Origin of the sequence: Helicobacter salomonis, from assembly GCF_900197775.1 — a bacterium.
Lineage (GTDB): Bacteria > Campylobacterota > Campylobacteria > Campylobacterales > Helicobacteraceae > Helicobacter > Helicobacter salomonis.
In genome coordinates this window covers 53,756-79,686 of sequence record NZ_FZMA01000016.1, presented here as the reverse complement: position 1 = coordinate 79,686, position 25,931 = coordinate 53,756, and the positions used below count along the sequence as shown (strand labels likewise).

24 protein-coding genes and 1 tRNA gene are annotated in these 25,931 nt (G+C 45.7%); 15 read left to right on the top strand and 10 right to left on the bottom strand.

Annotated elements, in window-relative coordinates; genetic code table 11:
* The 4 genes from C6H04_RS03610 to galE all read right to left on the bottom strand — a co-directional run.
* A partial coding sequence (locus tag C6H04_RS03610; RefSeq protein ID WP_104732353.1) for a YkgJ family cysteine cluster protein occupies window positions 1–211 on the bottom strand: 211 nt, incomplete at its 3' end.
* 2 nt (window positions 212–213) lie between these two features.
* Window positions 214–582 (bottom strand): hypothetical protein, encoded by a 369-nt coding sequence (locus C6H04_RS03605; RefSeq protein ID WP_233711841.1) that lies wholly within the window; start codon window positions 580–582, stop codon window positions 214–216.
* A 518-nt stretch (window positions 583–1,100) separates the two neighbouring features.
* A complete protein-coding gene (gene traF / locus C6H04_RS03600; RefSeq protein WP_104732346.1) occupies window positions 1,101–2,507 on the bottom strand; it encodes a conjugal transfer protein TraF in 1,407 nt (468 codons plus the stop codon).
* A 94-nt stretch (window positions 2,508–2,601) separates the two neighbouring features.
* A complete protein-coding gene (galE, locus tag C6H04_RS03595; RefSeq protein ID WP_104732345.1) occupies window positions 2,602–3,639 on the bottom strand; it encodes a UDP-glucose 4-epimerase GalE in 1,038 nt (345 codons plus the stop codon).
* Window positions 3,640–3,708: 69 nt separating this feature from the next.
* Between galE and C6H04_RS03590 the strand changes: the two genes are divergently transcribed.
* Complete coding sequence (locus tag C6H04_RS03590; RefSeq protein ID WP_104695887.1) at window positions 3,709–4,251, top strand: acyl-CoA thioesterase; 543 nt, start codon at window positions 3,709–3,711, stop codon at window positions 4,249–4,251.
* Here the strand turns inward: C6H04_RS03590 and pdxA are convergent.
* From pdxA to C6H04_RS03575, 3 genes are read right to left on the bottom strand one after another with little or no spacing between them, the layout of a single operon-like run.
* Entirely contained in the window at window positions 4,248–5,168 is a 921-nt protein-coding gene (gene pdxA, locus C6H04_RS03585) for a 4-hydroxythreonine-4-phosphate dehydrogenase (protein ID WP_104695886.1), read from the bottom strand. The two genes, C6H04_RS03590 and pdxA, sit on opposite strands and share 4 nt — an antisense overlap.
* The gene (locus tag C6H04_RS03580; RefSeq protein ID WP_104732344.1) at window positions 5,158–5,937 is read right to left on the bottom strand and encodes a pyridoxine 5'-phosphate synthase; all 780 of its coding nucleotides are present in this window, start codon (window positions 5,935–5,937) and stop codon (window positions 5,158–5,160) included. The genes pdxA and C6H04_RS03580 overlap by 11 nt, the downstream gene beginning before the upstream one ends.
* Complete coding sequence (locus C6H04_RS03575) at window positions 5,928–6,899, bottom strand: glycosyltransferase family 4 protein (RefSeq protein WP_199767075.1); 972 nt, start codon at window positions 6,897–6,899, stop codon at window positions 5,928–5,930. The genes C6H04_RS03580 and C6H04_RS03575 overlap by 10 nt, the downstream gene beginning before the upstream one ends.
* 38 nt (window positions 6,900–6,937) lie before the next feature.
* Between C6H04_RS03575 and C6H04_RS03570 the strand changes: the two genes are divergently transcribed.
* The 5 genes from C6H04_RS03570 (at window position 6,938) to C6H04_RS03550 (ending at window position 11,886) form a co-directional block, all read left to right on the top strand.
* Window positions 6,938–7,528: a phosphatase PAP2 family protein gene (locus tag C6H04_RS03570; RefSeq protein ID WP_104695909.1), complete on the top strand. Its 591-nt coding sequence runs from the start codon at window positions 6,938–6,940 to the stop codon at window positions 7,526–7,528.
* Between the two features lie 94 nt (window positions 7,529–7,622).
* Complete coding sequence (locus tag C6H04_RS03565; RefSeq protein WP_104732343.1) at window positions 7,623–9,299, top strand: methyl-accepting chemotaxis protein; 1,677 nt, start codon at window positions 7,623–7,625, stop codon at window positions 9,297–9,299.
* Window positions 9,300–9,370: 71 nt separating this feature from the next.
* A complete protein-coding gene (locus tag C6H04_RS03560) occupies window positions 9,371–10,168 on the top strand; it encodes a UPF0323 family lipoprotein (RefSeq protein ID WP_104695883.1) in 798 nt (265 codons plus the stop codon).
* 9 nt (window positions 10,169–10,177) lie between these two features.
* Window positions 10,178–11,350: a glutathionylspermidine synthase family protein gene (locus C6H04_RS03555; protein ID WP_104695882.1), complete on the top strand. Its 1,173-nt coding sequence runs from the start codon at window positions 10,178–10,180 to the stop codon at window positions 11,348–11,350.
* 5 nt (window positions 11,351–11,355) lie between these two features.
* Window positions 11,356–11,886 (top strand): PepSY domain-containing protein, encoded by a 531-nt coding sequence (locus C6H04_RS03550; RefSeq protein WP_233711840.1) that lies wholly within the window; start codon window positions 11,356–11,358, stop codon window positions 11,884–11,886.
* Here the strand turns inward: C6H04_RS03550 and corA are convergent.
* The 3 genes from corA to gap are packed head-to-tail and all read right to left on the bottom strand — an operon-like array spanning window position 11,883 to window position 15,085.
* Window positions 11,883–12,836: a magnesium/cobalt transporter CorA gene (corA, locus tag C6H04_RS03545; RefSeq protein WP_104695907.1), complete on the bottom strand. Its 954-nt coding sequence runs from the start codon at window positions 12,834–12,836 to the stop codon at window positions 11,883–11,885. The genes C6H04_RS03550 and corA overlap by 4 nt on opposite strands.
* Before the next feature lie 42 nt (window positions 12,837–12,878).
* The gene (locus C6H04_RS03540; RefSeq protein ID WP_104695881.1) at window positions 12,879–14,099 is read right to left on the bottom strand and encodes a phosphoglycerate kinase; all 1,221 of its coding nucleotides are present in this window, start codon (window positions 14,097–14,099) and stop codon (window positions 12,879–12,881) included.
* Window positions 14,093–15,085 (bottom strand): type I glyceraldehyde-3-phosphate dehydrogenase, encoded by a 993-nt coding sequence (gap, locus tag C6H04_RS03535; protein WP_104695906.1) that lies wholly within the window; start codon window positions 15,083–15,085, stop codon window positions 14,093–14,095. Before gap ends, C6H04_RS03540 begins: the two co-directional genes overlap by 7 nt.
* Window positions 15,086–15,383: 298 nt before the next feature.
* Between gap and C6H04_RS03530 the strand changes: the two genes are divergently transcribed.
* From C6H04_RS03530 to purD, 9 genes are all read left to right on the top strand, one after another.
* Window positions 15,384–15,686 (top strand): HU family DNA-binding protein, encoded by a 303-nt coding sequence (locus C6H04_RS03530; RefSeq protein ID WP_104695880.1) that lies wholly within the window; start codon window positions 15,384–15,386, stop codon window positions 15,684–15,686.
* Window positions 15,687–15,710: 24 nt separating this feature from the next.
* A tRNA-Arg gene (locus tag C6H04_RS03525) sits at window positions 15,711–15,787 on the top strand.
* Between the two features lie 166 nt (window positions 15,788–15,953).
* Window positions 15,954–17,177 (top strand): TolC family protein, encoded by a 1,224-nt coding sequence (locus C6H04_RS03520; RefSeq protein WP_233709672.1) that lies wholly within the window; start codon window positions 15,954–15,956, stop codon window positions 17,175–17,177.
* A gap of 9 nt (window positions 17,178–17,186) precedes the next feature.
* A complete protein-coding gene (locus C6H04_RS03515) occupies window positions 17,187–17,882 on the top strand; it encodes an efflux RND transporter periplasmic adaptor subunit (protein ID WP_104695878.1) in 696 nt (231 codons plus the stop codon).
* Window positions 17,883–17,891: 9 nt separating this feature from the next.
* Window positions 17,892–20,939 carry an efflux RND transporter permease subunit gene (locus C6H04_RS03510; protein WP_104732342.1) on the top strand — a complete coding sequence of 1,016 codons (3,048 nt, stop codon included), beginning with the start codon at window positions 17,892–17,894 and terminating at the stop codon, window positions 20,937–20,939.
* Window positions 20,939–21,502 (top strand): outer membrane beta-barrel protein, encoded by a 564-nt coding sequence (locus tag C6H04_RS03505; RefSeq protein ID WP_199767074.1) that lies wholly within the window; start codon window positions 20,939–20,941, stop codon window positions 21,500–21,502. The genes C6H04_RS03510 and C6H04_RS03505 overlap by 1 nt, the downstream gene beginning before the upstream one ends.
* Window positions 21,503–21,610: 108 nt before the next feature.
* On the top strand, window positions 21,611–23,095 hold the full coding sequence (locus C6H04_RS03500) for a DNA repair protein RecN (protein ID WP_104732340.1): 1,485 nt from the start codon (window positions 21,611–21,613) through the stop codon (window positions 23,093–23,095).
* The gene (locus C6H04_RS03495) at window positions 23,088–24,413 is read left to right on the top strand and encodes an NFACT family protein (RefSeq protein ID WP_104732339.1); all 1,326 of its coding nucleotides are present in this window, start codon (window positions 23,088–23,090) and stop codon (window positions 24,411–24,413) included. Before C6H04_RS03500 ends, C6H04_RS03495 begins: the two co-directional genes overlap by 8 nt.
* 241 nt (window positions 24,414–24,654) lie before the next feature.
* A complete protein-coding gene (purD, locus tag C6H04_RS03490; protein WP_104732338.1) occupies window positions 24,655–25,899 on the top strand; it encodes a phosphoribosylamine--glycine ligase in 1,245 nt (414 codons plus the stop codon).
* Window positions 25,900–25,931: the final 32 nt, after the last annotated feature.

Below are 25,931 nucleotides of genomic sequence, written 5' to 3'. Positions count from 1 at the left end.
AAAATTCCTCTAGGCTGTAGTGTTTGTAAAATACCTTCTCATACATGGTGTCTACCCTGCAAATTTGGGGGCGGTCGTCATAAATACGGCATTGCTGAGTCTGTGGGTCTAAGTGGCGGCATACGCCATTACCTAAATCCAAATGGGCGAGCTCCTTAACCCCACCGATATTGCGACAACACGTCCCGTAAATAGTGCAAGGAAAGCCCATGTTCACAGCCGGATTAGATTCTTACCTTGATCGGTGAGCACAAGCATGGCTTTTGTCCAATCCGCATAAATGTTTGCAAGCTTGGATTCTAGTCCAAATGTTTCGATCATAGTGTCTAAGACTTCCTTTTCCCCCTCATGCAGGGCTTCCAAATGCGTCAAGCGATCGGCCATAGCTAGCGCCATGGTTTCTAACAACACAATCTTTTGGTGCTCTTTTTGTTTGAAAACCTCTAGGGTTTTCTTAAGATTGAAAGTCTTAGTATCATAGTGAACATCTTCAATCTGCATCTCTAAGCAATAAGTAGAGATTACCTCTTGTGCGTCTGAAAAATCGTGGTTACTCCATGCGACATGGTGTGCGATCTGCAAAAAACGCTTTCTTTTCCTCCGTGTTTAATGCACCCAAGAACATGAAAGCTCCTTGATAGAAATAAGGCGCTATTCTACCCCTATCATCCCTCCAGTTGTCAAGAAAATGCGCCTAAAATGAGAGATGAAAAGTGAAGTGCCCAAATGCTAAAGACATTTTGGGCTTCCTTGGCTGATGTTGCCCGTAGGGAGAGTTTGGTTCTCACTCTGTGTCCCTATAGTAGGGATTTTACAGAGTTTGAGCTCCAACGCATTCCCTACAGGTCTCACACATCATATCTCCAAAGGCGTAACTTTGCACACTTCCTGCGCTAGATACGAATGTATGGGGACACTATACCACAAATTAGTGGTATTCATCCCACCCGCTAAAGACGAGTGGGATTTCTGCCGAGGAGATTAAAAAGTAGAAATTAGCAAAAAGAAAAGCAAAAGGATCGTTAAAGAGGGGGTGAGAGTTCGAACTGGGAGCTAGAGGGCAACCCTCCCTAGAGGAACGAGTCTTGCAAGAACGGCGCTTACCACTCCCAGCCTCCGCCTAGTTTTATAGCTAGGTAGTTGGGGATTTTAATTCCATTAAAGGCAGTGGTCTGTAACCCAGATTGCACAGAGATATCCAAAACTTTAAAGAAGCGCATACCCCCGGTGAGAATGATGCCCTGATGCAATCCATTTGGAGCAATGTTGCCCATCGCCCCAAACTTGACTGCTAGCCACTTCAGATGCGCCATTATCCCCCCACCCATCATGCGACTGTACTTTTCTAACATCAGAGTTTTGTTAGAGGTGAGGTCTACATCCCATGCTAGACTTAACCATTTCCAACGATACCCCAAACCCATGCGCACCTGCGGATCAATGCGCAGACTATACCCGTCGTTGTAGCGGATTTTAGGCGCGTTGAGATACTTGCCCACCAAGCCTACGCTGAAGCCATAGACGCGGTAAGCCAATCCCAAATCCAAGCCAAAATGGCTTTGGCGCACCAAGCTATTATTATCAAAGGAAAGTATGTCTTTATGGCTAATGCTGTTGATAAAACCATTTAGAGGGCCACGCATAGAAAACCCATAACTCACACTATAGATATATTTAAAGGTTACACCAGCAGAAAGCTTGCCAAATTTCTTAAAATCAAAACCTTTGGCATAGCCCACAGGTAAACTCCCTAGAACTAACGCCCTCACTCCAGCAGCAGTGGTAGCTTGGGGCGACAACATAGAAGTATTGTTAAAAGCGGCTTGCGAGCTTCTTGTGAATGTGAGGCTATTGGAAGATGCATCTATTTTAACATAGCCATAGGGCATACCAAACTGACCGGTGTCGACAATTGCTTGGTTGTAACGCGGGTTTAGCACCGCGCTAGCCCCTGCAAATGCGCTGGCAAACAAAGCCACTCCAAAAGTCCCAATCCCACCTTTAACACTCTTGATTTTTGGGTGAATTTGTAGCACCAAACCATTTTGAGAGCGTAGAGAAAGTCCATTGAGTTTGAGCAAATTACTCACAGAGTTGACTAGCTCGATGGCATTACGCGCGGCCGGGCTAGAATTTCCAGAAATGGTAAGACTACCCCCCGGGGACACATGCGGAAGTTGCCCTCTTTGCGCATCGATGAGGTCTTTCAAGCCTAAGCTATCCAGGTTTTGCACAGAAGTGTCTTGGGAAATTTGCAAGGCTTTGGAGGCAAGGGGGAGAATGTTTTTAGAGCTCAAACCCACTCCGAAGCTATACCCAAATTTGGTGCGATCGTCTATATCTAAGAGTGCGGGGTTATAGTAAAGTCCCCATGTAGAGTCCTCCAGCGCAACCCCAGCTCCCCCCATTGCAAAGCTGGTATTCCCCATACCTCCAAATTCTAAAGCCCCCAGGCTATTACAGATTAAGGCACACAGACCTACTGCTTGCATTGATTTGCCAAACATTTAGAATCCCTACAGTGATTTGCATGCATTAAAGCATAAAGTCGCTCAGGGGATACTTAAAACAAGTTGGTTCTCGTATCTTAAGAACCTTATTTTAGATTCGCTGTGCTCCTAAATACTTTTCCCATTCATAAGCACTTTTGACAATGGTGTCCAAGCTATCAAAAGCGGGTTTGAAATTGGTGTGGTTTAAAATCTTGCGGTTATCGGCTACTAGACAACTTGGATCGCCTGCACGCCGCGCCTGGAGTTCAACTTTAAAATCTACACCTGAAACTTCTTTTACTTTTGCAATCACTTCACGCACACTGTAACCGCGTCCATAACCCACATTGTAAATTGCGCTTTTGGAGGTACTTAGAAGGGCTTCAAATGCGTTTAAATGCGCTGAGGCGAGATCGTCGATGTGGATGTAATCTCGAATGCAAGTGCCATCTGGAGTGGGGTAATCTGTGCCAAAAATCCCCATAGAGGGGCGTTTAAAGGTGGCGCATTCGCAGGCGATCTTGATGAGATGGGTGGCGTTTAGAGTGCGTTGCCCTAAGCCAAAAGGGGTGGTGTAGTCATTAAAATGAGTCGCCCCAGCCACATTAAAATAACGCAGGATTGCACAGGAAAAGGGCGCAGTGCTAGCGGTGTCCAACAAAATGCGCTCACTCATCATCTTAGAAGCTCCGTAAGGATTAATTGGATTTAGGGAGGTCTGTTCGTTGATGGCATGTTCACTCTGTTCATAAACTGCTGCAGTCGAGGAAAAGAGAAAATGCTTGATGCCATGCTGCACGCAGAGTTTGGCAAGTTGCAAAGTGTTGAGGGTGTTATTTTCATAGTAGGCCAAAGGTAAGCGCGTAGATTCTTCCACTAAGAGTTTAGCCGCAAAGTGCAAAACACCTTTAATGATTTGCCCTTGGTCGCGCTTGTGCTGCAACAAGGTATTTAGAGCTTTGGTGTCGTATAAGTCAAGTTTGATAAATTCCACGCGCTTTGGGTAGTAGTGTTTGAGAGTCTGGGCATGAATCTCAAAACCCGTGCTGAGGTTATCTATAATGAGGATGTGGTGATCTGTGCGCTCCAAAAACCAACGGGCGACACTCGCTCCAATGTAACCGCAAGCCCCTGTAAACACTAACATGCAAAGACCTTTTTAGATGAATGTTATCCAAATTTGGTTAAATTAGGGGCATTTGTGCAAGGAGTTTTAATGAGTGAACGAGAGCAGTTATTGGCAGATACAACAGCCAGTATAGGCGATCCTAGACAACTCACCATGTCGTTCTTGGTAACGCCTACGATGGTCAATTTCAACAATGTCATGCACGGAGGTGAGTTACTCAATCTCCTGGATAAAGTCGCCTATGTGTGTTCCACGCGTTATTGTGGCTATGGGACGGTAACTTTGAGTGTGGATCGTGTACTCTTCAAACACCCCATTCCCATTGGCACCTTGGTAACTTTTTATGCCAGCATCAATTATGTAGGCACGAAGAGTTGCGAGGTAGGGATCAAGGTAATTTGTGAGGACTTTAAGGCAAGAACAGCCATTCATACCAACAGTTGTTATTTTACGATGGTGGCTCTCAAGGATGGCAAAACCATGCCCATGCCTCCTTTTGTTCCTCAAACGGAAAAAGAAAAGGAACGCCACGAGAGGGCGATTCGCCGCCGAGAGATGCTCAAACGCACGCAAAAGTCCGCGCTCAAGGAAGAGCAGGAACGCCTAACACAAGCCCAACAGAGTAGCTAGGCTAGTAGGTAGCTGATCGCGTTGCAATAGCTCTTGGTGTTTGCCTTGTTTTGATAGGCGATATCAAAGGCGCACCCGTGGTCCACGCTGGCGCGCTTGATAGGTAGATTTAAGGAAACATTGACACTCTCTTCGAAATAAAGGGCCTTGAGTGGGGCTAAGCCGACATCGTGGTAAAGCGCGACGAAATGGCGGTGTCGCTCTCTGAAGTGGGGCGCAAACGCGCTATCGGCTGGAATAGGACCTAGAAATTTAGGGGTGTTTAGGGCCATGTTGGCTTGCTCAATCGCTTCTTGTACAATCAAATCCTGTGTGCCAATCGCTCCCCCATCTCCACAATGCGGATCGATTCCTAGGACCGCAATTTGGTTAACTTGGGGTAAAACGCGTCCCAGTGTGCGTAAAAACTCCGTTAAAGGTTTCAATCGTACGCGACCACTCACCGCACTTAAGGGAATGTGATCGCTAAAGAGGGCGACCCATAGATGGAGGCAACCTAGCATCATGATGGCTTCTTGTTTGTAGCGATCCCTTAAAAGCGCGGTGTGTCCAGGTGTATCCACTCCGGCCAGTTGCCACGCCTTTTTGTGAATGGGCAGAGTGCACACCCCTTTCACCTCCTTGGCATCGGCTAAATCTAGGGCGTGCAAAAAGCTAGCGTAGCTATAAAACCCACTTGCTCTGTCTATTTGACTGGGTTTTAGAGCTGGTATGGGGGCATTGATCTCTGTGCATTGCATGCTTTCTAGGGCGGAAGTATAGGCGTGTTTTAAGAGCGCATTGGCCCGTTCTAAAAGTTCTTGGTGGACACAATAAAGAGGTCGACAGATTTGATTAATGTGATGATGAGCTTTAAGCGCGATCTCTGGACCTATTCCATTGACATCGCCAATTGAGATCGCAATTTCAGCGTGCACGCCTGATAACCTCTTGCATGTCTGTAATGGCGCGCGCTAAGCCCACCATGACTGCTCTGGCTATAATTGCATGTCCGATGTTGAGCTCTTGCAAACTCTGTATACGTGCCACCAATCCTGCACTAAAATAATTCAAGCCATGTCCGGCGCACATTTCAAGCCCCATTTTTTTTCCCGCTAAAGCGCTCTGTTCTAGTTCTTGCAGGCTCTGATCGAGCATGCGCTTAAGTGTGGTGTTGTCTTGGGGCAAATCTAAACGGTTTTTATGGCGTTTGAAGTTGGAATAAAGCGTGTTGTAGAGATTGCTAAATTGCCCTGTGTGCAACTCCACTACACGCACCCCTAACTCTAGGGCGCGCTCTAAGTTTTCCAATCCCGGATCAATGAAAAGCGCAACTTCTATGCCATGATCCAAATAGGTTTCAATGACTTGGGGCAGTTGGGGGTGTTCTAAGTTAAGCCCTCCCTCTGTAGTGATTTCTGCGCGTTTTTCAGGCACTAGAGTTACCTTAAAGGGATGGTAGGCGCATAAAATTTTGGTAATCTCAGGGTCAATAGCACACTCCACATTCACAGGCATGGGAGCGTGCTTAATGATGCTTGCCACATCGTCTTCGTGGATATGACGGCGATCTTCTCTCAAGTGCAAAGTGATCAAATCCACGCCTGTATTTTTGGCGACAAAAATTGCCTCCAACACATCGGGCTCGTGGATTTTGCGCGCCTCTCTGAGCGTGGCGATATGATCGATGTTCAAACCTAAGCGCATGGGGATTCCTTATGATAGTTTAATAACCAACGATACAGGGTCAGATAGCCACCCACGAACCCCCCAATCAAGCCCAAAAGCCAATAGGGTTGGTGGCGATAAAAGAAGCTCAGTAACATAAAGGGGAGATTTAAGCCTACCACTACAAGTCCGGTTAGAGCATTAGGATTCAAGAGAGTACTTCGGCGCGACAGCGCTTTAAAAAGCAGAGTGTGTAGGTGAAGAGCATCGGGCATGGTGGCCTTTTGGTTTTGGAGCTTGCGCCTAGCGATAGAAAAAAGCACTTCAGTTACCGGATACACCATTAAAGCCAACCCAAACCACACACTTACCACCTCCCTCAAAGCTAAATCCATCAAACTTGCCCCACACACCAGCCCCAAGAGGTAAGCCCCCCCATCGCCTAAGAAAATATAACCCTTAGGAAAATTGAGCACCAAAAAACCCAACACCCCTAGCAATAGGGCTAAAAGTACGGGGTTGGGCTCAATAGCATATAAAATCCCCAACACCGCCACACTCAAACCCCCAGCTAGCCCATTAAAGCCATCAATGATATTCATCGCATTGATCACGCCTACGAGCATGAAAACACTAAAGGGCAGAGCGATCCAAAAGGGCAAACTGAGCAGGGGACTAAAATCGCGCAAGATGAGCGGGGTGAATATCACCACAACCCCTACGCCCAAACTCTGCAAACACAAGCGCCACTTTGGGCTAAGAGGACGGTTCATGTCCTCTAAAAAGCCACTTATGAAAATTAGAATTGCTCCCAACAATATCCAGACACTCCCCCAGCCTCCCCATGTGAAGACGAGAAAAATCCCCAAGCCACCCGCTCTAGGGGTTCTTTGGGTGTGGAAGCCCTGGGGCTTATGGGCATTATCCACAAAAAGTCGGGCATGCTTAGAGTAAAAAATCACTCCCAACGCGCATAAAAAACTCAATAGGAAAGCAAACATGGGGGCATTATACCCAACAAAATGTTATAATGAAAACTATGCGAAAGATCGTGCATGTGGGTTTGATATTGTTATTTTGTACGCGCTTAGAATGTGCGCCCAGTGCACGAGAAGCCAAGATTTTAGAGGATATTGGGGATGTATTGCGTTTAATGCCCGTCTTTGTAGGAGTGGTGAGCTTGGGCATGCGCGATTATCGAGGGATGGGAGAGCTGGCTTTGGGCAGTTTAGTAACACAGGCGGTAATTTATGGAGTTAAGGACGCTTTTGCAAGTGCCCATGCAAGAGGAGCTAAAGTGCCCTTTGCTAAACGCCCCTGTTGTGATAGCTGGCGAGGGATGCCCAGCGGACATGCAGGGGGGGCGTGGAGCGCGGCTGGGTTTGTATATTACCGCTATGGTTGGAAGCCTGCCTTGCCCGTGATTGCCTTAGCGATGTTGACCGATGCAAGCCGTGTGGTAGCGCGCAAACACACAGTATTGCAGGTGGTGGTGGGGAGCTTAATAGGCTGGGGCTTTGCCTATCTTTTCACTTCTAAGTACCGCCGTAATTGGGAGCTCTATCCCGAAATTGGTGTTGATGAAAAGAAGGGCATGCACTACGGTTTGGCAGTGCACTACAGGTTTTAGGTCTGTCCAGTTGAAGTGATGTGCTCGATTTAATGGTATTGCCATGGAGTTTCTACATGTGTTAGAATTTCATATTTGCTTTTAAGGGGAACGAGTGCGTCTGAGTTTTAAAATCATCCTAAATGTTTTTGTGTCTCTAATCATCATGGGCGTTGCCTTGATTTTAATCATAAATCACAAGCACAGCCAGCTTATGCATAATATCATCAAGGCAACAGAACAGCAGAATATTACTAAAAAAGAAGATAGTCTTAAACATATGTATAGCATCTTAGAATATTCTCTGGTTATTTTCAACCGCACTCAAGATAAACAAATGGCGTTGCAGTCTGCACTCAGCTTGATCGCTGCCATTAGTAATAGCCCCGATATTTACTACATTGTGGCGGTGGATAAAACCGGCAAAGTGGTTTATGATCCTGTGGTCCCTCATGCGCAAGGCAAAAATGGTTTGGATCTTAGGAGTGCCGATGGAGTTTACTATGTGCGCCGCTTCTTAGAAGTGGCTAAGGCAGGCGGAGGTTATGTGCGCTATGCCATGCCCAAAGTAGCCGGAGGTGTACCAGAGCCTAAGGTGGCTTATGTCCACCACGATCCGCAGGAAGACTTGATCTTTGCGATCACTTCTTACTACAGCGATATCCAGCGAGATTTCAAGATTTTAGAGGACATAGCTACGGTCCAAGAGTCCGATGACTCCAAGATGTTGGTATTATGGAATTTAGGCATCATTGTCACGATTCTCCTATGTTTGGGTTTTCTCATGCGTCTGACAATTTTCACACGCCTCAAAGCCCTGGTGACTAAGGTGGCTACTTTTGCTCATGGAGATAAAGATTTGACGAGCCGCTTTAAGGTGGATAATTCTAAAGATGAGATCGGACAAGCTGGTACTTATATCAACCAATTTGTGGAGAGTATTCACAATGTGATGAAGAAAATCTCTGCGCATAGCATACAAAACCGCGCTCTAGCCGATTCTTTGCACGATATTATTGCGAGGGCTACAGCCACTACAAAAGAAAATATTCAAAAAATTAAAACACTCCACACTGCCTCCCTTAATCTCTCTGAAACCATCCAAACATCCTTGAATGAGGCACAGAACATGGGTGAAAAACTGACCAAAACACAGGACTCTATGCAAACTTCCAATCGTTCCCTCAGTAGCATGTTAGACCACATTTTAGAAACTGCACAGACCGAAGAGGCTCTTGCTCTCCAGATCGAACACTTGAGTAGAAATGCTGATAGTGTGAAAAGTATTCTGCACATCATTAACGACATCGCCGATCAAACCAATTTATTAGCCTTGAATGCAGCGATCGAAGCCGCTCGTGCAGGGGAGCACGGACGCGGTTTTGCAGTAGTGGCCGATGAAGTGCGCAACTTAGCCGCACGCACCCAGAACAGTTTAGCAGAGATCAACTCTACGATTGGTCTGATTGTCCAAGAGATCAACGATGTGGCGACCCAAATGAACCATAATTCCAGGAAAATCAAGAGTTTAAGTGAGAATAGCTTAGAAGTGCAACAACATTTCCAAAATATGAGTGTAGAAATGGGAGTGATGCTAGAGGACACGCAGGGATTCATCCACCACTATATCCAAACAAGCCAAAGTATCACGACAATGATCGACAATTTGACCGCTATTGAAAATAGCGTTCAGAAATCGGCAAGCAATGCCCAGGAAGTGCTGGGTCTTTCTAATTCCTTACACAAATCTACTGTGGATTTAGATGCCGATATCAAACAATTCAAGATATAAGGCTCTGTTCCTACGATATAACTTAGGCAAAATTATGCTAGCATAAGGGCTTTTAAGAGATAAGGATATAGATGCGCACACCTTTTAGAAAAATTTCAGATTATGCCATCGTGGGGGGGCTTAGTGCGGTGGTGGTAGTGGCTTTGGCAGGCTGTAAAAGCGACGCGCAGGAAAAGCCTACAGAGGAAAAACCCAAAGAAACTAGCCAACAAACTCAACAAGTTAAAAAGGGCGCGTTGGTGATCTTGCAAGAACAGCCTGATAAGAGTTATAAGGTTGCTGAGGAATACCCGAGTGATAAAACCCGGGTTGTGGTGCGTGACATGCAGGGCAAGGAGCGCATGCTTAGTGATGAAGAGGTGCAAAAATTCATCAAAGAAGAGGAGGCAAAAATCGACAATGGCACAAGCCAGCTCACCAAACCTCCTACTGAGGGTGGAGGTTCTGGACTGGGTATCGGGGGGGCAATTTTGGGCAGTGCCGCCGGGGCGATCTTAGGGGCTTATATTGGCAACAAGCTTTTCAATAATCCCAACTACACCCAAAATGCCCAAAGAAATTATAGTTCCCCGCAGGCTTACCAACGCAGCCAGAATAATTTCAGGGGTGCAGGCACTTCCCCCTCTAGTCAAACCCGCAGCGGGTTTTTTGGCTCTTCACAAAGCTCCAGCCCTGCTAATTCCAGCAGCACCTCTACTCCGCGCAGCTCCACTCCCGCGCCTGCCTCTAGCCCCTCTGCTAGCCAGAGCACACATAGTTCTAGCCCCACTGCTACTCCCCAAAGATCGCAGAGTGCACCCAGTGCTGCTCCTTCACAGGGCCGTAGCGGATTTTTTGGCTCCAACCATAATAATGGCGCTGCTTCTTAAAGGAATTCTATGCAAATTAAAACCTTACAGCCTTTAAGCCATCAGGCTTTAGAAGAAATCGGGTTAGATTGGCACACCGATCCCGATCAAAGCCCCTATATTAGCAATGATTTGGTAGAGGTGACCCAAACAGAGGCTAATGCTTATTATGATGCTTGCAATGAGCTTTATGACATGTTTGTAGACACGGCACAGATGGTCATCGAGCAGGAACGCTTTTTTGAGCTGGATATTCCCAATAGCTTGATTCCCATGATCAAACAGAGTTTTGAAGAGGAGGTGCATTGGCATATCTATGGGCGTTTCGATTTAGCTGGGGGGCTAGATGGGCAGCCCATCAAGCTTTTGGAGTTTAATGCAGATACCCCGACTATGCTCTATGAGAGTGCGCTCGTGCAATGGGCCTTGCTCAAGCACAATGGCTACAATGAGGACTTGCAGTTTAACAATATCCACGAGGCTTTGAGTCAAAATTTTAAACGCCTTGTAACTTTGAGTGAAGATGTGAGTCAATTTGAGAGCATGTATGAAGGATGGAAAATCCTTTTTTCAAGTATTCGAGGCAATAGTGAGGAAGAACGTAGTGTGCAGTTTTTGCAAGATACTGCACGGAGTGCGGGGTTTGAAACGCATTTTGCTTACATGGACGAGGTACAATTCAACCCCGAAGAGGGGGTCTTTTTTGAGGGAGTGAACTATGAATTTTTGTTTAAGCTCGTGCCATGGGAAAGCATTGCTATTGATGAGCCCGAGCTCGCGCTCCTTATGCAGGACATGATGGCTAATCAAAACACCATCTTTTTAAACCCTGCCTATACACTTTTGTTTCAGAGCAAACGCTTTTTAAAAGTGCTTTGGGAGTGCTATCCTAATCATCCCCTACTTTTAGAAGCTAGTTATGAGCCCTTGAGAAATAAAAAACAAGTGCGTAAAGTCGCTTTTGGGCGTGAGGGAGCAAATGTGCAGATTCTCAACTCCGATCTAGGTATCTTACATGAAACCGGAGGAGTTTATGGTAACCACAAGCCTGTTTATCAAGAATACGCTCCCCTCAACCAAGCAGGAGAATTTTACTACCAACCCAATGTCTTTTTTGCCTACGAAGCATGCGGGCTGGGCTTTCGCAAAGGAGGGCTGATAATGGATAATTACTCGAAATTTGTCAGCCATGTTTTGAGGTGATGCATATGAAGACCATTTACAAATTCCACGCTTATACGAGCGTGTTTTTCTTACCCTTGGTTTTATTGTTTGTAATTAGCGGGATAGCTTTCTTTTTAGATTTTGGTTCCAATAGTGGGGCTAAAATCACCAAATGGAGCGTGCCCCTTGTAGCTAAAGAAAAAGAATTAGAATTTCTTTTAGACTTTTTAAAGCAAAAAAACATCGCCCTACCTGCCAAGATCGAACCTAGAAGACGCAAGGGAGCGTTGATTATTGGTACGGCTGGTTATGAAATCAATGTGAATGCTCAGGGGAATCAGAGCGTTATTACAAGCATACATCGTAGTGCGCTAGGGATACTCATGCAAGTGCATAAGGGCAGAGCGGGCAAGCCACTTGTGATCTTTGGGATTATCTTTGGGGTATTCTTGTGTTTGTTCTACCTCAGTGGATTGCTCATGGGCTTTAAGCGCAAGAACACTAAGGGTATTATCAGCGCATTTGTGCTGGGCTTGATCGTGCTAGGAGGGTTGCTCTGGGGTGCGCTCGTCTAGAGCCAGCCTTTCTTTTTAAAATACAAAATGGGTAGAATGGTGGAAACGACCATGGCTACGATTGCAATAGGGTAGCCAAATTCCCAGCGCAACTCGGGCATCACTTCAAAGTTCATTCCGTAGATCGTGCCAATCAGAGTGGGGGGCATCATCGCCATGGTAGCCACGGTAAAGAGTTTGATAATTTTGTTTTGCTCCACATTGACCTGTGAGGTGAAGAGATTTTGGATATTATCCAGGGCATTGAGATTAGCGGTGCTGAATTCCACTAAAGAATTAAAATCCTTGATAATGATGTTAAAGTCTTTTTTGGTTTCATTATCGACCTTATTGCTCTTTAAAAGGGCGGTAATGATGCGTCTTTTATCAAAGAGGGAATCGCGTAATTCCATATTGAATTCTTGTAGGAAAGAGAGCGAAATCAAGGTTTCCTCATGGGTACAAGCTTCTAAATCAAAGACAATTTGCTTGCGTAACACGCTAGTTTCCCGATTGACCTCTTCTAAACAATCCGCTCCCTTTTCAAAGTAGAGCTCTAAAATCTTAGCCAAGATGTCAAAACCATCGTGGAATTTTTTTGGGCTGGCCAGCACACGCCGTTGCACTTCTTGGAAGATGGGGAAATCTCCATGGTATAGGGTAAATAGAATATTGTCAGCAATGAAGTAGGTGATCGCTTCTGTGTGGAAAGCTAGAGGCGAGTCTTTGTAAATAAAATAGGTGTTGATAGTAATTGAAGTGCTATTCTCCCAATACTTGGCAATTGCGCTCTTTTCTGGGTCTTCGTACAGGTCAAAATTGTAGTTCTGTGCCATGCAATGGAGTTCGGCAAAGGTAGGATTGACGATTTCATACCAAAGAATATTTTGCTCTTCCAAGGGAAAGTTTTCAAAGCCTTGAAATGCAAAGACCTCGACGAGTTCATTATTTTTGGCGAAGACATTGATCATGCCCAACTCTCCTGTATCCTGATGGGCACGGCACACTCCCTTTCATGAACGGCGGTCCAACACTTCAAAGGCAACCAAAATTTTGCCTTCTAAAAGCTCTAGGCTCGCCCCCCCACCAGTGGAGATAAAACTCACACTATCCTTATAACCCGCACGCGTCAAAACATCAATAGTATCCCCTCCACCGACCAACGAAAAGGCATAGGTGTTAGAAATGCTATGAGCAATCACAGAAGAGCCCCGACTAAATAAGGGGATTTCATAGACACCCAATGGACCATTCCAAAGGATGGTTTGGCTACTTTGGATCACTAAGGAGAAGAGCTTAGAGGTAGCTGGACCGATGTCTACGGCCATATGATTTAAGGGGATATCTTGAGCGGGAGTGATCTGTGCCTGGTCAGTATGCTCCAAATGAGGACTGCTCACCACATCTACGGGCAGGTAGACATGCACACCCTTTTGTTTGGCTGTTTGTAAGATGTCCAGGGCATCCTGAATCAAATCCTCTTCCACCAAAGAGGCTTGCATATTGTAATTGAGGGCTTGCAAAAAGGTGTTGCTCATCGCACCTCCGATAATGATTTTATCCACCCTGTCTAAAATATTACGCAACAATGTTAGTTTTGAGCTGACCTTAGCGCCCCCTACAATCAAAAGCACAGGGCGTAGAGGATTAGCTAGAGCCTTGGCAAAAGAATTAATTTCCTTCTTAAGCAAGAAACCAGCCACCTTAGTAGGCACATACTGGGCAATGCCATAGGTGCTGGCATGCTTGCGATGGCTTGTGCCAAAAGCATCATTAACATATACCTCACACAGACCTGCCAATTGCTTAGAAAACTCGGGGTCATTCTCCCTTTCACCCTTGTAAAAACGCAAATTCTCAACCAAAATCACGGGATGCTCATGCTCTGCTTGGAGTTTTTGCGCCATTGACAAAGAGTGTGCGAATAAGACCTCTTTATTGAGCAGACGTTCCAAGCGTTTCACCAAATGACTGAGGGAAAATTGGCTTTCCTGTTGCCCATCTAGCTTGGGGTCAGGGCGTCCCAAATGTCCCACTAAGATCACAGACTTCGCCCCATTATCGATGCAATAATTAATGGTGGGAACACTCTCGCGTATGCGCGTGTCTTCGGTGATATTGAAATCCTTATCTAAGGGCACATTGAAATCCACGCGAATGAGCACATTTTTGCCCTGCAACGCCACATCCTGGATTCCTAAAACCTCTTGCATGCGCTTGATTCCCGCTAGCATGTTTGTCCTTTTATCGTGTAGTAGGCCATATCTACAAGCCGTTGAGAATAGCCCACTTCATTGTCATACCACGCTAACACCTTAGCATGGTGCTCATCTAAAACCAAGGTCTGATCTTCAATATAAACTGCACTATAGGGACTGTCGATAAAGTCGCTGGAAACGCGTTGGTGGGCATCAACTCCTAAAACGCCCTTTAGAGTGGTACGACTGGCTAGCTGCATACTTGCATGGATACCCTCTAGGCTCATCTCTTGATGAGTATGCACACTCAAGTCAATCAAGCTCACAACTGGGGTAGGCACGCGTAGTGCTAAACCCTTGACTTTAGGGGCTAGATGGGGCAAGATATGGGCTAAAGCCTTGTTGACCCCCGTGCTGGTGGGGATAATATTCAAAGCGGCCGCTCTAGCGCGACGCAGGTCTTTATGTTTGGAATCCAAGAGATTTTGATCATTGGTGTAGCTGTGAATCGTGGTCATTAAGGCATGCTCTATACCAAAATGTTGATCGAGCACCCAAAGAAGGGGGGCGAGCGCATTAGTGGTGCAAGAAGCGTTAGAAATAATGGGCTCATTAGCGTAGCTGGTGTGATTCACGCCATAGACAAAAGTGGGGGTATTTGTAGCTGGAGCAGAGATTACCACATTCTGCACAGCGTTTTTCAAATGCACTCTGGCTAAATCATAATCGTTAAATTTTCCCGTGCACTCCAACACCACTTGCGCCTCTCCAAAGTCTAGTTTGGCTGGATCGCGTTCATGGACAACACGCACGAACAAACTATTATCCATGCACAAACCCTCTTCATTGACCTTTTCCACATGTCCGTCGTGTTTATGCAATGAATCGTAACGCAAAAGATGGATCAGGGTATCTAGATCACAAGTAGAATTGATGGCAACCAACTCCATGTCCTTATGTTTTGCTACAATGCGCGCAGCGCACAAGCCAATTCGTCCAGTCCCATTGATTGCCACACGCACCAAACTAGCCCCTTTATTAGATAAATTTTGACTAAACTATACATCATACAATAGCTAACTTGAAGGGATTGTGAATCACCGCCCAGTAAGTGGAGATAATACACTTCTCATAGCATGAATACCAGGGGGTTACACCATCTAAAACCAGCTCACTTGTGCCAAGATTCTGCTCCCCAGAAATCAATACCCCGATTTCTACTTTTAGCATTAAACGCGGAATTGACGCGATCATGGGTTTTTTGTAGTATAATGACGGACGTATTTGTTTTCCTAAAAAAAATAATGTAAAGGATGAGTGATGAAAAAACTGGAGTTTTTGGATTTGATGCAAAAGGAGGGAGGGTTCAAAGATAAGAAAGATGCTGAGTTGGCGCTTAATGGTTTTATTAAGGCCGTTGAGAAGGCATTGAGTTCGCATGCAAGCGTGGAATTAGTGGGCTTTGGGAAATTTGAGGCAGTTTTGCAGAAAGGCAAAAAGGGGAAAGTGCCTGGGAGTGATAAAACCTACACCACTAAAGACAAAATGGTGCCTAAATTCAAACCTGGTAAGGTGCTCAAAGATCTTGTAGCTGCCCCAAAAAATAGCAAAAAGAAAAAATAGTCCTCGTGCGCCTAAGGCGCGCTTGTCCTTGTAGCTCAGTTGGATAGAGCGTACGATTCCTAATCGTAAGGCCGTGGGTTCAAATCCCGCCGAGGACACCATCACAATGCGATATATGCAGTCTTTATGTGGAGTTTTATTTTGCGTTTTAGGTTTTTTTTATGGTTTTCTTGCTTATGGATTTTTGGAACATTATCGCATGCCTTGGAATTAGAAGCATACCGCCCTACGGGCCCACTCGCTCTGGGAATTCAAGAGCTAGAGGCTATGGAAGAAAAGAAGTTTGCGACCACTACAACTGGCGCATTAGGCCTAGCTGAACTCATTAGAAGTGCCAACAATAACTATTCTTTGCAATCAGCGCAGTTACAGGTGAGTCAAGCACTCAAAAACCATACGATCGCTAAAGTCAAGTTTTTACCCACTCTCAATAGCAATTACACTTATAGCCACAGAAATAGGAGCTCGACACTAGACCCCGTGTATGACATGCAGCTCCTCAATACAAAACTCGATCTCAACCTTTTTAAAGGTTTTAGCACAATCAATGGCGTTAAGGAAAAATCCGCCACCTATCGTTCTACCTTGGCCAGCATGGAATACACCAGACAGAGCATCTATTTACAAGTGGTGCAACAATATTACCAATACTTCAACAACATGGCCCAGCTCGTAGCACTCAAACGCAAGCTAGCTGAGTTGCGTGCGGATATCAAGCGCACCAGTCAACTTTTCGACCAAGGACTGACTACCATCGACAATTTAGAAAGTGCTAAGGCCCAGGGGGCACTCAGTCAGAATGATATCACGGACATGGAGTTTGCCATCGAACAAAACCGCCTCACCTTAGAGTATTTAACTAATTCTAAAATTCCTTCTTTGAAACGCACCACCATTTTAGAACCCAATTTGGGAATTAGAGAGCGCGCTGATTTGCGCTCGCTTCGAGAACAGATCACGGCCATCCACTACCAGAATAAGCAACTCAATTACTATCCCAGCATTGATCTGACAGATGATTGGCAATACTACATCCAAAAGCCTGCTTTTGCGATAGGCAATAGATTGGATAACCTCTTCCCCACCCAACAAAACACGGTATCTTTAGTGATTAGTTTGGATTTATTGAGCGATGTTGGGTTGAATTTACAAAAGCAGTATGTGCGTCTAGGCCAACTCGCCCAAGAAAAAACCCTCACCTATAAAAAGCTAGAACAGCAGAAAGACGAGCAACTTTATCGCAAATCTTTAGACATGGCCCGCTCCAAAATCCGCAGCTCTGAAGCGAGTTTGAAATCTGCTACCCTCTCTTATGAGAGTATCAAGAAAAAATACAACGCCAGTTTGGTAGATTTCACAACCTACTTGAGGGCATTGCGCACCCGTTTTGATGCAGAGGTGATTTACAACCAATCGCTCAATAATTACGAAATGCAAAAGGCCAATTATATTTTTTATAGCGGTCACCATATCCAAGATTATGTGCGCTAAGGATTGACAATGAGGACCATTTTATGCGCCCTGCTATTGTTAGTAGGGCTTCATGCCAAAGAGGTGTATGCGATTTTCAATGTAGAGGCGCTGGAAGATGCAAATTTGACCCTCGATTCTTCGGGGATTGTGGATGCGATTTATGTAGATGTGGGGAGCAGGGTTAAAAAAGGGGATATCTTGCTCACCCTTTACAATAAGGACAAAAAATCTCAAGTCGATTCTATTACGCAGCAATTCAATTTCACACAAAAGCAATACGAACGCTATAAGAAGATCGGAAGTGCTATCGATAAAAATACGCTCGATAAATACTATGCAGACTATAAAAAACTAGAATTTGATCGCAACTATGCCCTCGCTGTGGTGGAAAAAACCATTTTGAGAGCTCCCTTTGATGGCGTGATTGCCAGTAAGAATATCGAATTAGGTGAGGGAATGGGAGCTAATAATACGATTCTTTTTAGATTGGTGAGCAGGAAAGCAAAGCTGGTGCTAGAATTTGACTCAAAGTATCTGCCAGTAGTCAAAGTAGGGGATAAATTCACTTATAGCATTGATGGCAAGCCAGAAAAACAACAGGCAATCATTACCAAGATTTACCCAACCATTGATGTGAGCACGCGCAAGGTCAGTGCTGAAGCCCTCCTACCCCCAGATAGCATCTTAGTCCCGGGTGTCTTTGGGGACGGATTCATCCAGTAGGAAGTCCTTGTGTACAAATTAGCAATTCAAAGACCCGTTACTACCTTGATGTTTGCGCTCATGGTAGTCTTCTTTGGCACTATGGCGCTAGATAAAATCAGTATCGCTCTTTTTCCCAACATTGATTTCCCCGTCGTAGTAGTCAGAACCAGCTACCCAGGAGCAAGCGCGGATATTGTAGAGAGCAAGGTTACAGATAAGGTCGAAGAAGCGGTCATGGGGGTGGATGGCATTAAAAAAGTTACCTCTAATAGCGCGCGCAACATTAGTATCGTAATCGTGGAGTTTGTCTTAGAGAAACCCATTACCACCGCGCTCAATGACATCATCAACAAAGTGTCTTCGATTAGCTTTGACGATCCCAATATCCGTAAGCCCGCCATTGATAAAGTGGATACCAGCTCGCAACCGATTCTCTCGATCTTTTTAACCAGCAAGCAAAAAACTCTTGCTGAAATCAACGATCACGCCAAAAACATCATCAAGCCAATGTTGCAAAAGATCGAGGGCGTGGGTGGGGTGCAATTGCAGGGCTTCCAAGAAAAACAGGTGCGCATTTACGCTGATCCAAGCCTAATGAACAAATACAATTTGACCTATGTGGATCTCTACAACGCCCTGAAAACCCAAAACCTAGAGATGGACGGGGGTAAGATCATCTCTCAAGAGAAAAACTACGCCATTTTAGTGGATGGGAATAGCTACACAATGACTGATCTAGCCAATATCCAGATTGGCAACCATGTGCGCTTGAGTGATATTGCCACTCTGGAAGAAGGCATTGACCCAGACATCACTTATGCAAGCTACGGACGCGATCAAGGCATCGTGCTAGAAGTACAAAAGATTGCTGGGGCCAATGAAATTAAAATCGTAGATGGAATCTACCAAGAAATGGACGCGATGCGCGCGGTGAGTCCGGGCTACGATCTGCGCCCCTTTTTAGACACCACAGATTACACCCGCCACTCGATTGAAGATGTCAAATTTGACTTAATCTTGGGCGGGATTTTAGCCATCGCTGTTGTCTTCGTGTTTTTACGCAGTTTTTCCATCACCTTTGTTTCAGCGATGAGTATCCCCATTTCAGTGATGGGGACTTTCGCGCTCATCAACTGGATGGGCTTTTCACTCAATATGCTCACCATGGTGGCCCTCACGCTCTCCATTGGGATCATCATTGACGATGCGATCGTAATCATCGAGAATATCCACAAAAAACTAGAAGCAGGGATGGATAAAAGAAGTGCTAGCTATGAGGGTGTGCACGAGATCGCCTTTGCTATCATCGCGATCTCGGCCATGCTTTTGTCTGTCTTTATTCCTGTGGGAAATATGAGCGGGATTGTGGGGCGATTTTTCCAAAGTTTTGGAATCACGGTCGCCCTAGCCATTGTGATTTCCTATGTGGTGGTGGTAACGGTGATCCCCATGCTAAGCTCTATTCTTGTGAGCTCCAAGCCCTCTGCACTTTACAAGCGCACGGAGCCCTTTTTTCAAGGCATGGAAAAGGCTTATGCCAAATTATTAGGCTGGATTTTAGAACACAAATTGATCGTGGGCGGAGTAGTCGCTGGAGTCTTCGCCTTTTCTTTGCATGTGGCTGGCAAACTGGGCATGGAATTTATGCTGCAAGAAGATCGGGGTATGTTCAATATCTTTGTGAAAGCCAACACTAATATTAGTCTTAAAGAAATGCTCAAAAAAATGCGAGCCTTACAGGCTGTGATTGAGAAAGACCCCGATGTGGATTTTAACTCCATGCAGGTGGGTTATGGGAGTGTGCAGAGCACCTTCAGAGGCAAGTTTTATGTCAAACTCAAAGAGCACCATCAAAGAAGCCAATTTACAATCATGAAAGATATGCGTGCTAAACTCCACGCGTTGCCAGAAGCTAAGGATCTCGTTTCTATCAACTTAGCGGAAGTGCCTCTCATTGGTGGAGGGGATAGTTCGGCGTTCCAAGCCTTTATTTATGCCTCTTCCCAAGAACTAGTTGACAAAAGCGTGGCGGGTTTGAAGAAATTTTTATTGGAGAGTCCGCAAATGAAGGGCAAGGTAGCGGGCTACCATACAAACACTTCAGACTCCCAAACTCAATATCAGCTCAAAGTATTGCGGGCCACAACTACGAAATACGGTGTGAGTGTACAAAACATCGCCTCGGTGGTGAGCGATGCTTTGTCTGGGGAAAATCGAGTGAGTTATTTTAAAGAACATGGGAGAGAGTACGACATTATTATCCGCGTTCCTACGGATAAAAAAATGGATATTGATGCGATCAAACGGCTACAAATCCGCAACAAAGAGGGCAAATTGATGTTCTTAGACGGCTTGATTGAAATTGTGGAGCGCAAAGTTCCCTCGAATATCACCCGCTATAACCGTCAGCGCAGCGTAACCGTGCTAGCTAGACCTGCTGAAGGAGTGGATTTGGGAGAGATTTTAAGCCAGGTCCAAGAGCACTCTGGGGAGTGGTTAGCCAAGGGAGCGACTTACACTTTTACCGGGGATGCAGACAGACTTAAAGAAACCAATATCGCCTTTGGAGTAGCGATTGCGACAGCCTTCATTCTCATTTATATGATTTTGGCCGCGCTCTACGAATCCTTTTTAGAACCCTTGATTATCATGGTAACCATGCCCTTGAGTTTCTCAGGAGCATTCTTTGCACTAGGTTTGGCTAACCAGCCCATGAGCATGTTCTCCTTAATGGGGCTGATCTTGCTTATCGGAATGGTAGGCAAGAACGCCACTCTGATCATTGATATCGCCAATGATCGGCGCAAGGAGGGGCATGGCATTGTAGAGGCGATCATTTTAGCCGGCGAGTCGCGCCTACGCCCTATTTTGATGACCACCATTGCAATGGTGTGCGGAATGTTGCCCCTAGCTTTGGCGAGTGGACAGGGCGCGGCGATGAAATCCCCCATCGGGATTGCCATGAGTGGGGGCTTGATGGTTTCCATGCTTTTAAGCTTGTTGGTCGTGCCTATTTTCTATCGTCTATTGGCCCCTTTGGATGACAAGCTTAAGAAATTCTATCAAGGTAATTGATGCGAACGCTAGCAGTGTTATTACTATGTGCCTCGGTTCTTTGGGCACGCGATTCTTCCAAAAATCACATTTTTATTGGGGTCAGCACAGGGTTTCAAACCCTTAGAATGGTTCCTACACCCTGGCAAAACAATTTTTTATGGGGGATTCGCGGAGGGTATCAATTTAACGCCTTAAAATACCTGGCCATTAGAGCAAACATGGATTATATTATGGCACTTAGACCTACCGCCTTACACACCAATGTCTACTCTTTTTTAAGTTTCAATGTGGATATGATCAACGATTTTTATCACATCTCCAAAAAAATGGCGGTGGGCACTTATGTGGGTGTGGGGTTTGGCTACTTTCAAAATGCTCAAACACTCAATAGCCCCGTGAATGCACGCAGTTTTATGGGTTATAATGGGATTGTTAATGTGGGCTTGGGAGGCACGCTTGCCCAAAAACACCGCGTAGAATTGGGTGTTAAATTCCCTTTTGGGAAAATCAAATCCACGCGTTATGCGGAGATCACGATGCAGACTTACTACTGGATCGCCTCCTACGCCTATCTGTTTTGATAGAGCATTATTGGGCGAGTGCTTGTGTGCTGTTTTTGTGCTACAATGCCCCCTTTAGTAACGCTGCTATTAAGTCTGGTTATAAGATTTAATTAAGTTTGGAAGCAAATGATAGAGTATGTGATGATCGAACAAGGGGTTGTCTTTGAGCAAGCTTCTTTGCACTTAAGTCCCCATTTAAATGTCATTAGTGGAGCAAGCGGTAGCGGGAAAAGCGTGCTTCTAAAATGTATTTTAGCCAGTGTGGGACTAGCCCCCATGTGTGCTAAGACCTTAGAAGTGCACTGGCATGTGGATACTCCTCATCTTGTCCAGATCAAAAAAGACAAAAAGACTCGCTATATGCACAATGGCATGTCTATGAGTAAAAAGGCTTTGCAAGGCTATTTTACACCGCATTTACTACACATTTCCAGCCACGCCCACGCCCCTAGTGCGTCTATGCTCCTGGAGATTTTAGATAGTTTTTTAGACCCTAGCTTGCTCCAATCCTTCGCTCGAAGTTACCGTGATTACACCCGCGCACGTCAAGAACTAGAAAAACTCCAGCAAGAAACTTCCGGTCTGGAAATGCTCAAAGAGATCACGCGCTTTGAGCTGACTAAGTTACAAAGCGTGGAATTAGAAGAGGGGGCCTATGCCCGTTTAGAAACTCTGAAGAATCAGCACCAAAGCAAGGAAAAGCATAGTGCCCTCATTAAAGAGGGTTTGAGTGCCCTAGAGTGGAGTGCACACATTTGCAAAGCTTTGGCATGCATTGAGGCTCCGCGCCAGCTCCAAGAACAGCTTCAATGCCAGCTAGAAGAGGCTAGACAACTTTTGCGTGAACAAATGTTTGCTTTAGAAGAATTAGAGCATGTAGACATGGAAAACCTCCTCGATCAGATGAGCCAATTAGGGAGCATTGTGCGCAAATATGGGAGTGAGGCACAGGCGCGCTCCAAAAGAGATGCCTTAATTCAAGATTACCAACGCTATTGCGAACATGAAAAACATGTCAAACATGCGCAAGAACACTTACAAAAATGCGAGCAAACCTGTTTGCAATGGGGCTTGCAAGTGAAGCAAGAACGCCAACAACACTTAAGCACCATGCAAGCGATGCTGGAGAATTACACCACTCCCCTTTTGCTCAAAACACCCCATTTAGCCTTAGAGGCAGTGCCCTTGGGAGTGCATGGGTTAGAGAATGTGCATCTACTCTTGGGTAAAAGCGCGCACTGGAGTGCGGGAGAATGTAACCGCTTGCGCCTTGCTCTGTTGGCATTGCAGGCAAAGAGACAACACTCCAACACCCCTATTCAAACTCTCCTAGTCGATGAACTAGATGCTAATCTGAGTGGACAGGAGAGCGCGAATGTAGCGCAAATTCTCAAAGAATTGAGCGCGCATTACCAGGTTATCGCCATTTCACACGCACCGCATCTCCCCGGTCTAGCAGATCGACATTTTTTGGTCTACCAAAATAACCACCACGCCCACATCAAATTACTCAATAAAGACGAGCAAGTGCTCGAAATTGCCCGCATGGTAGACGCTAACTTGGGGCAGGAAGCCCTAGCTTACGCTAGAATGAAGTTGAATTATGATTAGCTACGCGCTTTTGTACCATAGTGCTTTACTCTTAAAAAAACAATCTAAAATCACCATCCGCGCCCACCAACATGTACTCGTGTTAGACACCCCTCATTATTGCTTCAAGGCATGCATGCACAGAGCGCAGAGTTATCTCTACATCGATCTTTGCGCACATGCTAGCTACTCCAAAACCCCTTTCAATCTTGCCTTAGAAAAATATGCCTCCAATGCTAGAATTGTGGACGCTTCTTTAGAAAATGACGATCGAATCTTAAAGATCGCGCTAGAATGTGCGCATAGCTACAAGAGAACCCATGCCTTTTTGCAATTGGAATTCACGGGCAAGCATAGCAATGCGATCTTATTAGATGCGCAGGGGCGCGTGTTAGAAGCCTTGCGCTTTGTGAGCGCACAGCAGAGTTATCGCCCCGTCATCAAAGCCCAAATCCTAACTCCTCTAGCTAAACCTGCTTTTACACGCCCTCCCTTAGAACCTATGTTGGAACAGGACCTTTTTGAGGCACTCCATGCCCTGCATACCCGCGTGAGCATGCAAACCTTAGAGAGTCAAAAGGCAGGCTTGAAACGCAATTGGAAGAAAAAAGAACAGACTTTGCAGGCACGCTTAGAAAGCTTACCCAGCGCGCCACAACTCCTCCAAGAATCTGCACAACAGCGTGTCCATGCTAATTTGATCTTGGCACATTTACACCATTTAGACCCCAGTTTGGTGTATGCAAAAACACTAGTTTTGGAAGAGCAACACATCACTTTGCCCCCACAAGCGCGCACCCTAAGCGATGCGGCCAATAAACTCTTTAAAATGGCTAAGAAAAGCCAGCAAAGAGCCACACATATCGCATTACAAGTAGAAAATATTCGCTCCAAGATCGCCTTTTTGCAGGCCAAACAGGCTTTTTTAGCCACAGCGCGCCTAGAAGATTTGACCCTTTTGCGTGCCAAAACCACACGACGCAGCGTGCCAAACGCCCATTTGGAAAGTTTTGATATCGAGGGGACACGGGTGATGATTGGACGCAACCAACAGGAAAACCGCGAAATTCTCAAAATGGCGCGCGCACGCGACATTTGGGCACATGTCAAAGACAAACCCGGGGCACACATGGTCATTTTCTCCCACCCCTACGCCCCCTCAGAGAGTCTTTTACACAAGGCCTGCACTCTACTGGCCAAACTCACTTGCTCTAATCCCAGCGCGCAAGCTTTAAAAATCAACATCGACTACACGCAGAAGAAACATGTGCGCTTTGCCTCCCAAGCAGGCACACAAGTTTTCTACACCCATTTTAACACAATCACTATTACGATCTAAGTTAAATTGAAGTATAATGACATGCCAAATTTAGCCTGGACGACGCGTGTTTCTACTTTTGGTAAGTTCTTTTATACACAACTAGTAAGGCTGGTTGTAGTGGCTTTTGTGTGATTTGGTATTTTTGCATGGCTTTGGATGTGCAAATCTGCCACCTAAGAGAGTCCTCCTAGTCAATCCGTAGCTCTGCTGAACTACGCAACATAGTAACGCTCGTCTGGGTGACTAAAATAGGGTTTAAATGAAGAAGAAGATTTTGATTGTCGGAGAGGGCGCTAGAGAATACGCGCTGGGACGCAAGTTTAGAGAAGACACACGCGTAGGCGATATTTATTTTTGTCCCGGGAATGGGGGAACACAGAATATCGGGGTGAATGTGTCCTACCACGATCACGCCCAATTGGTGGCTTTTGCGCTGGATAAAAAGGTGGATTTAGTGGTGATTGGACCAGAAACCCTTTTGGTAGAGGGTCTGAGCGATGCCTTTGCGCATACACAAATCAAAGTTTTTGGACCTAGCCAACAAGCTAGTCTGTTAGAGAGCTCCAAGAGCTTTGCCAAAGAATTAGCCCAAAGCTATGGTGTACCCACCGCGCCCTATGTGGTGCTCTCCAGTTACGATCAAGCCCGTTTACACTTAGAACAAAGTCATTATCCCCTCGTGATCAAAGCAGATGGGCTATGTCAAGGCAAGGGAGTGGTCATTGCGCAAAATCAAGAAGAAGGGTTGCGGGCACTAGAATACTTGTTTTGCGATAAGCAACAACAAAGAGTTGTGCTAGAGCAATTTTTGCCCGGTTTTGAACTCTCCATTTGTGCGCTAGTTCATCACCAAAACTACCTTCTCTTACCCCCTTCTCAATCTTACAAGCAGATCTCGGGCAATGGACCTAATACGGGGGGGATGGGGGCGTTCGCGCCTACGAATTTGTGTAACCAAGTCCTACAGCACGCCATCGCCACCAAAATCATCGAGCCTATTTTAAAAGCCATGGTAGAGCAAAACAAGCCCCTTGTAGGAGTGCTCTATACGGGAGTAATGGTGGTAGAAACACAGGGGGGGTTAGAGCCCTACTTGCTCGAATACAATGTGCGCTTTGGCGATCCGGAGTGCGGTGTGCTCTTACCTCTGCTCAAAACCCCCCTTTTAGACCTCTGTTTAGCAACTTTGGACGATACACTCCAAGATTTGTCCCTAGAGTTATACTCTCAGCATTGCTTAGGTGTGGTGCTTGCCTCCAAAGATTACCCCTACAAAGTTTCTGGAGGACAGAGTGTTTACATCGACCCTATCGACGAAAAAAAAGGGCATTTGGATTTGGGGGGCATTGCCCAAGAAAATGGAGTCTTTTTGGTGTCTGGAGGGCGTGTGGGAGTATGTGTTGGCGTGGGAAAATCTCTACTGGAGGCTAGAGAACATGCCTATGAACTCGTCAATAAGGTGCAATTTGAGGGCATGCAGTTTAGAGAAGATATTGGATATTAGCACGGATAATAGTTTTGGAGCCTTATAAGCTA

What these genes read in the sequence shown, in the direction of transcription:
- C6H04_RS03570 (WP_104695909.1), top strand. Translation starts at nt 6,938, where the DNA reads ATGCGAAAGATCGTGCATGTGGGTTTGATATTGTTATTTTGTACGCGC.
- C6H04_RS03515 (WP_104695878.1), top strand. Translation starts at nt 17,187, where the DNA reads ATGAGGACCATTTTATGCGCCCTGCTATTGTTAGTAGGGCTTCATGCC.
- corA (WP_104695907.1), bottom strand. Translation starts at nt 12,836, where the DNA reads ATGATCAATGTCTTCGCCAAAAATAATGAACTCGTCGAGGTCTTTGCA.
- traF (WP_104732346.1), bottom strand. Translation starts at nt 2,507, where the DNA reads ATGTTTGGCAAATCAATGCAAGCAGTAGGTCTGTGTGCCTTAATCTGT.
- C6H04_RS03580 (WP_104732344.1), bottom strand. Translation starts at nt 5,937, where the DNA reads ATGCGCTTAGGTTTGAACATCGATCATATCGCCACGCTCAGAGAGGCG.
- C6H04_RS03540 (WP_104695881.1), bottom strand. Translation starts at nt 14,099, where the DNA reads ATGCTAGCGGGAATCAAGCGCATGCAAGAGGTTTTAGGAATCCAGGAT.
- purD (WP_104732338.1), top strand. Translation starts at nt 24,655, where the DNA reads ATGAAGAAGAAGATTTTGATTGTCGGAGAGGGCGCTAGAGAATACGCG.
- C6H04_RS03505 (WP_199767074.1), top strand. Translation starts at nt 20,939, where the DNA reads ATGCGAACGCTAGCAGTGTTATTACTATGTGCCTCGGTTCTTTGGGCA.
- C6H04_RS03530 (WP_104695880.1), top strand. Translation starts at nt 15,384, where the DNA reads ATGAAAAAACTGGAGTTTTTGGATTTGATGCAAAAGGAGGGAGGGTTC.
- C6H04_RS03575 (WP_199767075.1), bottom strand. Translation starts at nt 6,899, where the DNA reads ATGTTTGCTTTCCTATTGAGTTTTTTATGCGCGTTGGGAGTGATTTTT.
- C6H04_RS03550 (WP_233711840.1), top strand. Translation starts at nt 11,356, where the DNA reads ATGAAGACCATTTACAAATTCCACGCTTATACGAGCGTGTTTTTCTTA.
- C6H04_RS03590 (WP_104695887.1), top strand. Translation starts at nt 3,709, where the DNA reads ATGAGTGAACGAGAGCAGTTATTGGCAGATACAACAGCCAGTATAGGC.
- C6H04_RS03500 (WP_104732340.1), top strand. Translation starts at nt 21,611, where the DNA reads ATGATAGAGTATGTGATGATCGAACAAGGGGTTGTCTTTGAGCAAGCT.
- galE (WP_104732345.1), bottom strand. Translation starts at nt 3,639, where the DNA reads ATGTTAGTGTTTACAGGGGCTTGCGGTTACATTGGAGCGAGTGTCGCC.
- C6H04_RS03560 (WP_104695883.1), top strand. Translation starts at nt 9,371, where the DNA reads ATGCGCACACCTTTTAGAAAAATTTCAGATTATGCCATCGTGGGGGGG.
- C6H04_RS03495 (WP_104732339.1), top strand. Translation starts at nt 23,088, where the DNA reads ATGATTAGCTACGCGCTTTTGTACCATAGTGCTTTACTCTTAAAAAAA.
- C6H04_RS03520 (WP_233709672.1), top strand. Translation starts at nt 15,954, where the DNA reads ATGGAAGAAAAGAAGTTTGCGACCACTACAACTGGCGCATTAGGCCTA.
- C6H04_RS03555 (WP_104695882.1), top strand. Translation starts at nt 10,178, where the DNA reads ATGCAAATTAAAACCTTACAGCCTTTAAGCCATCAGGCTTTAGAAGAA.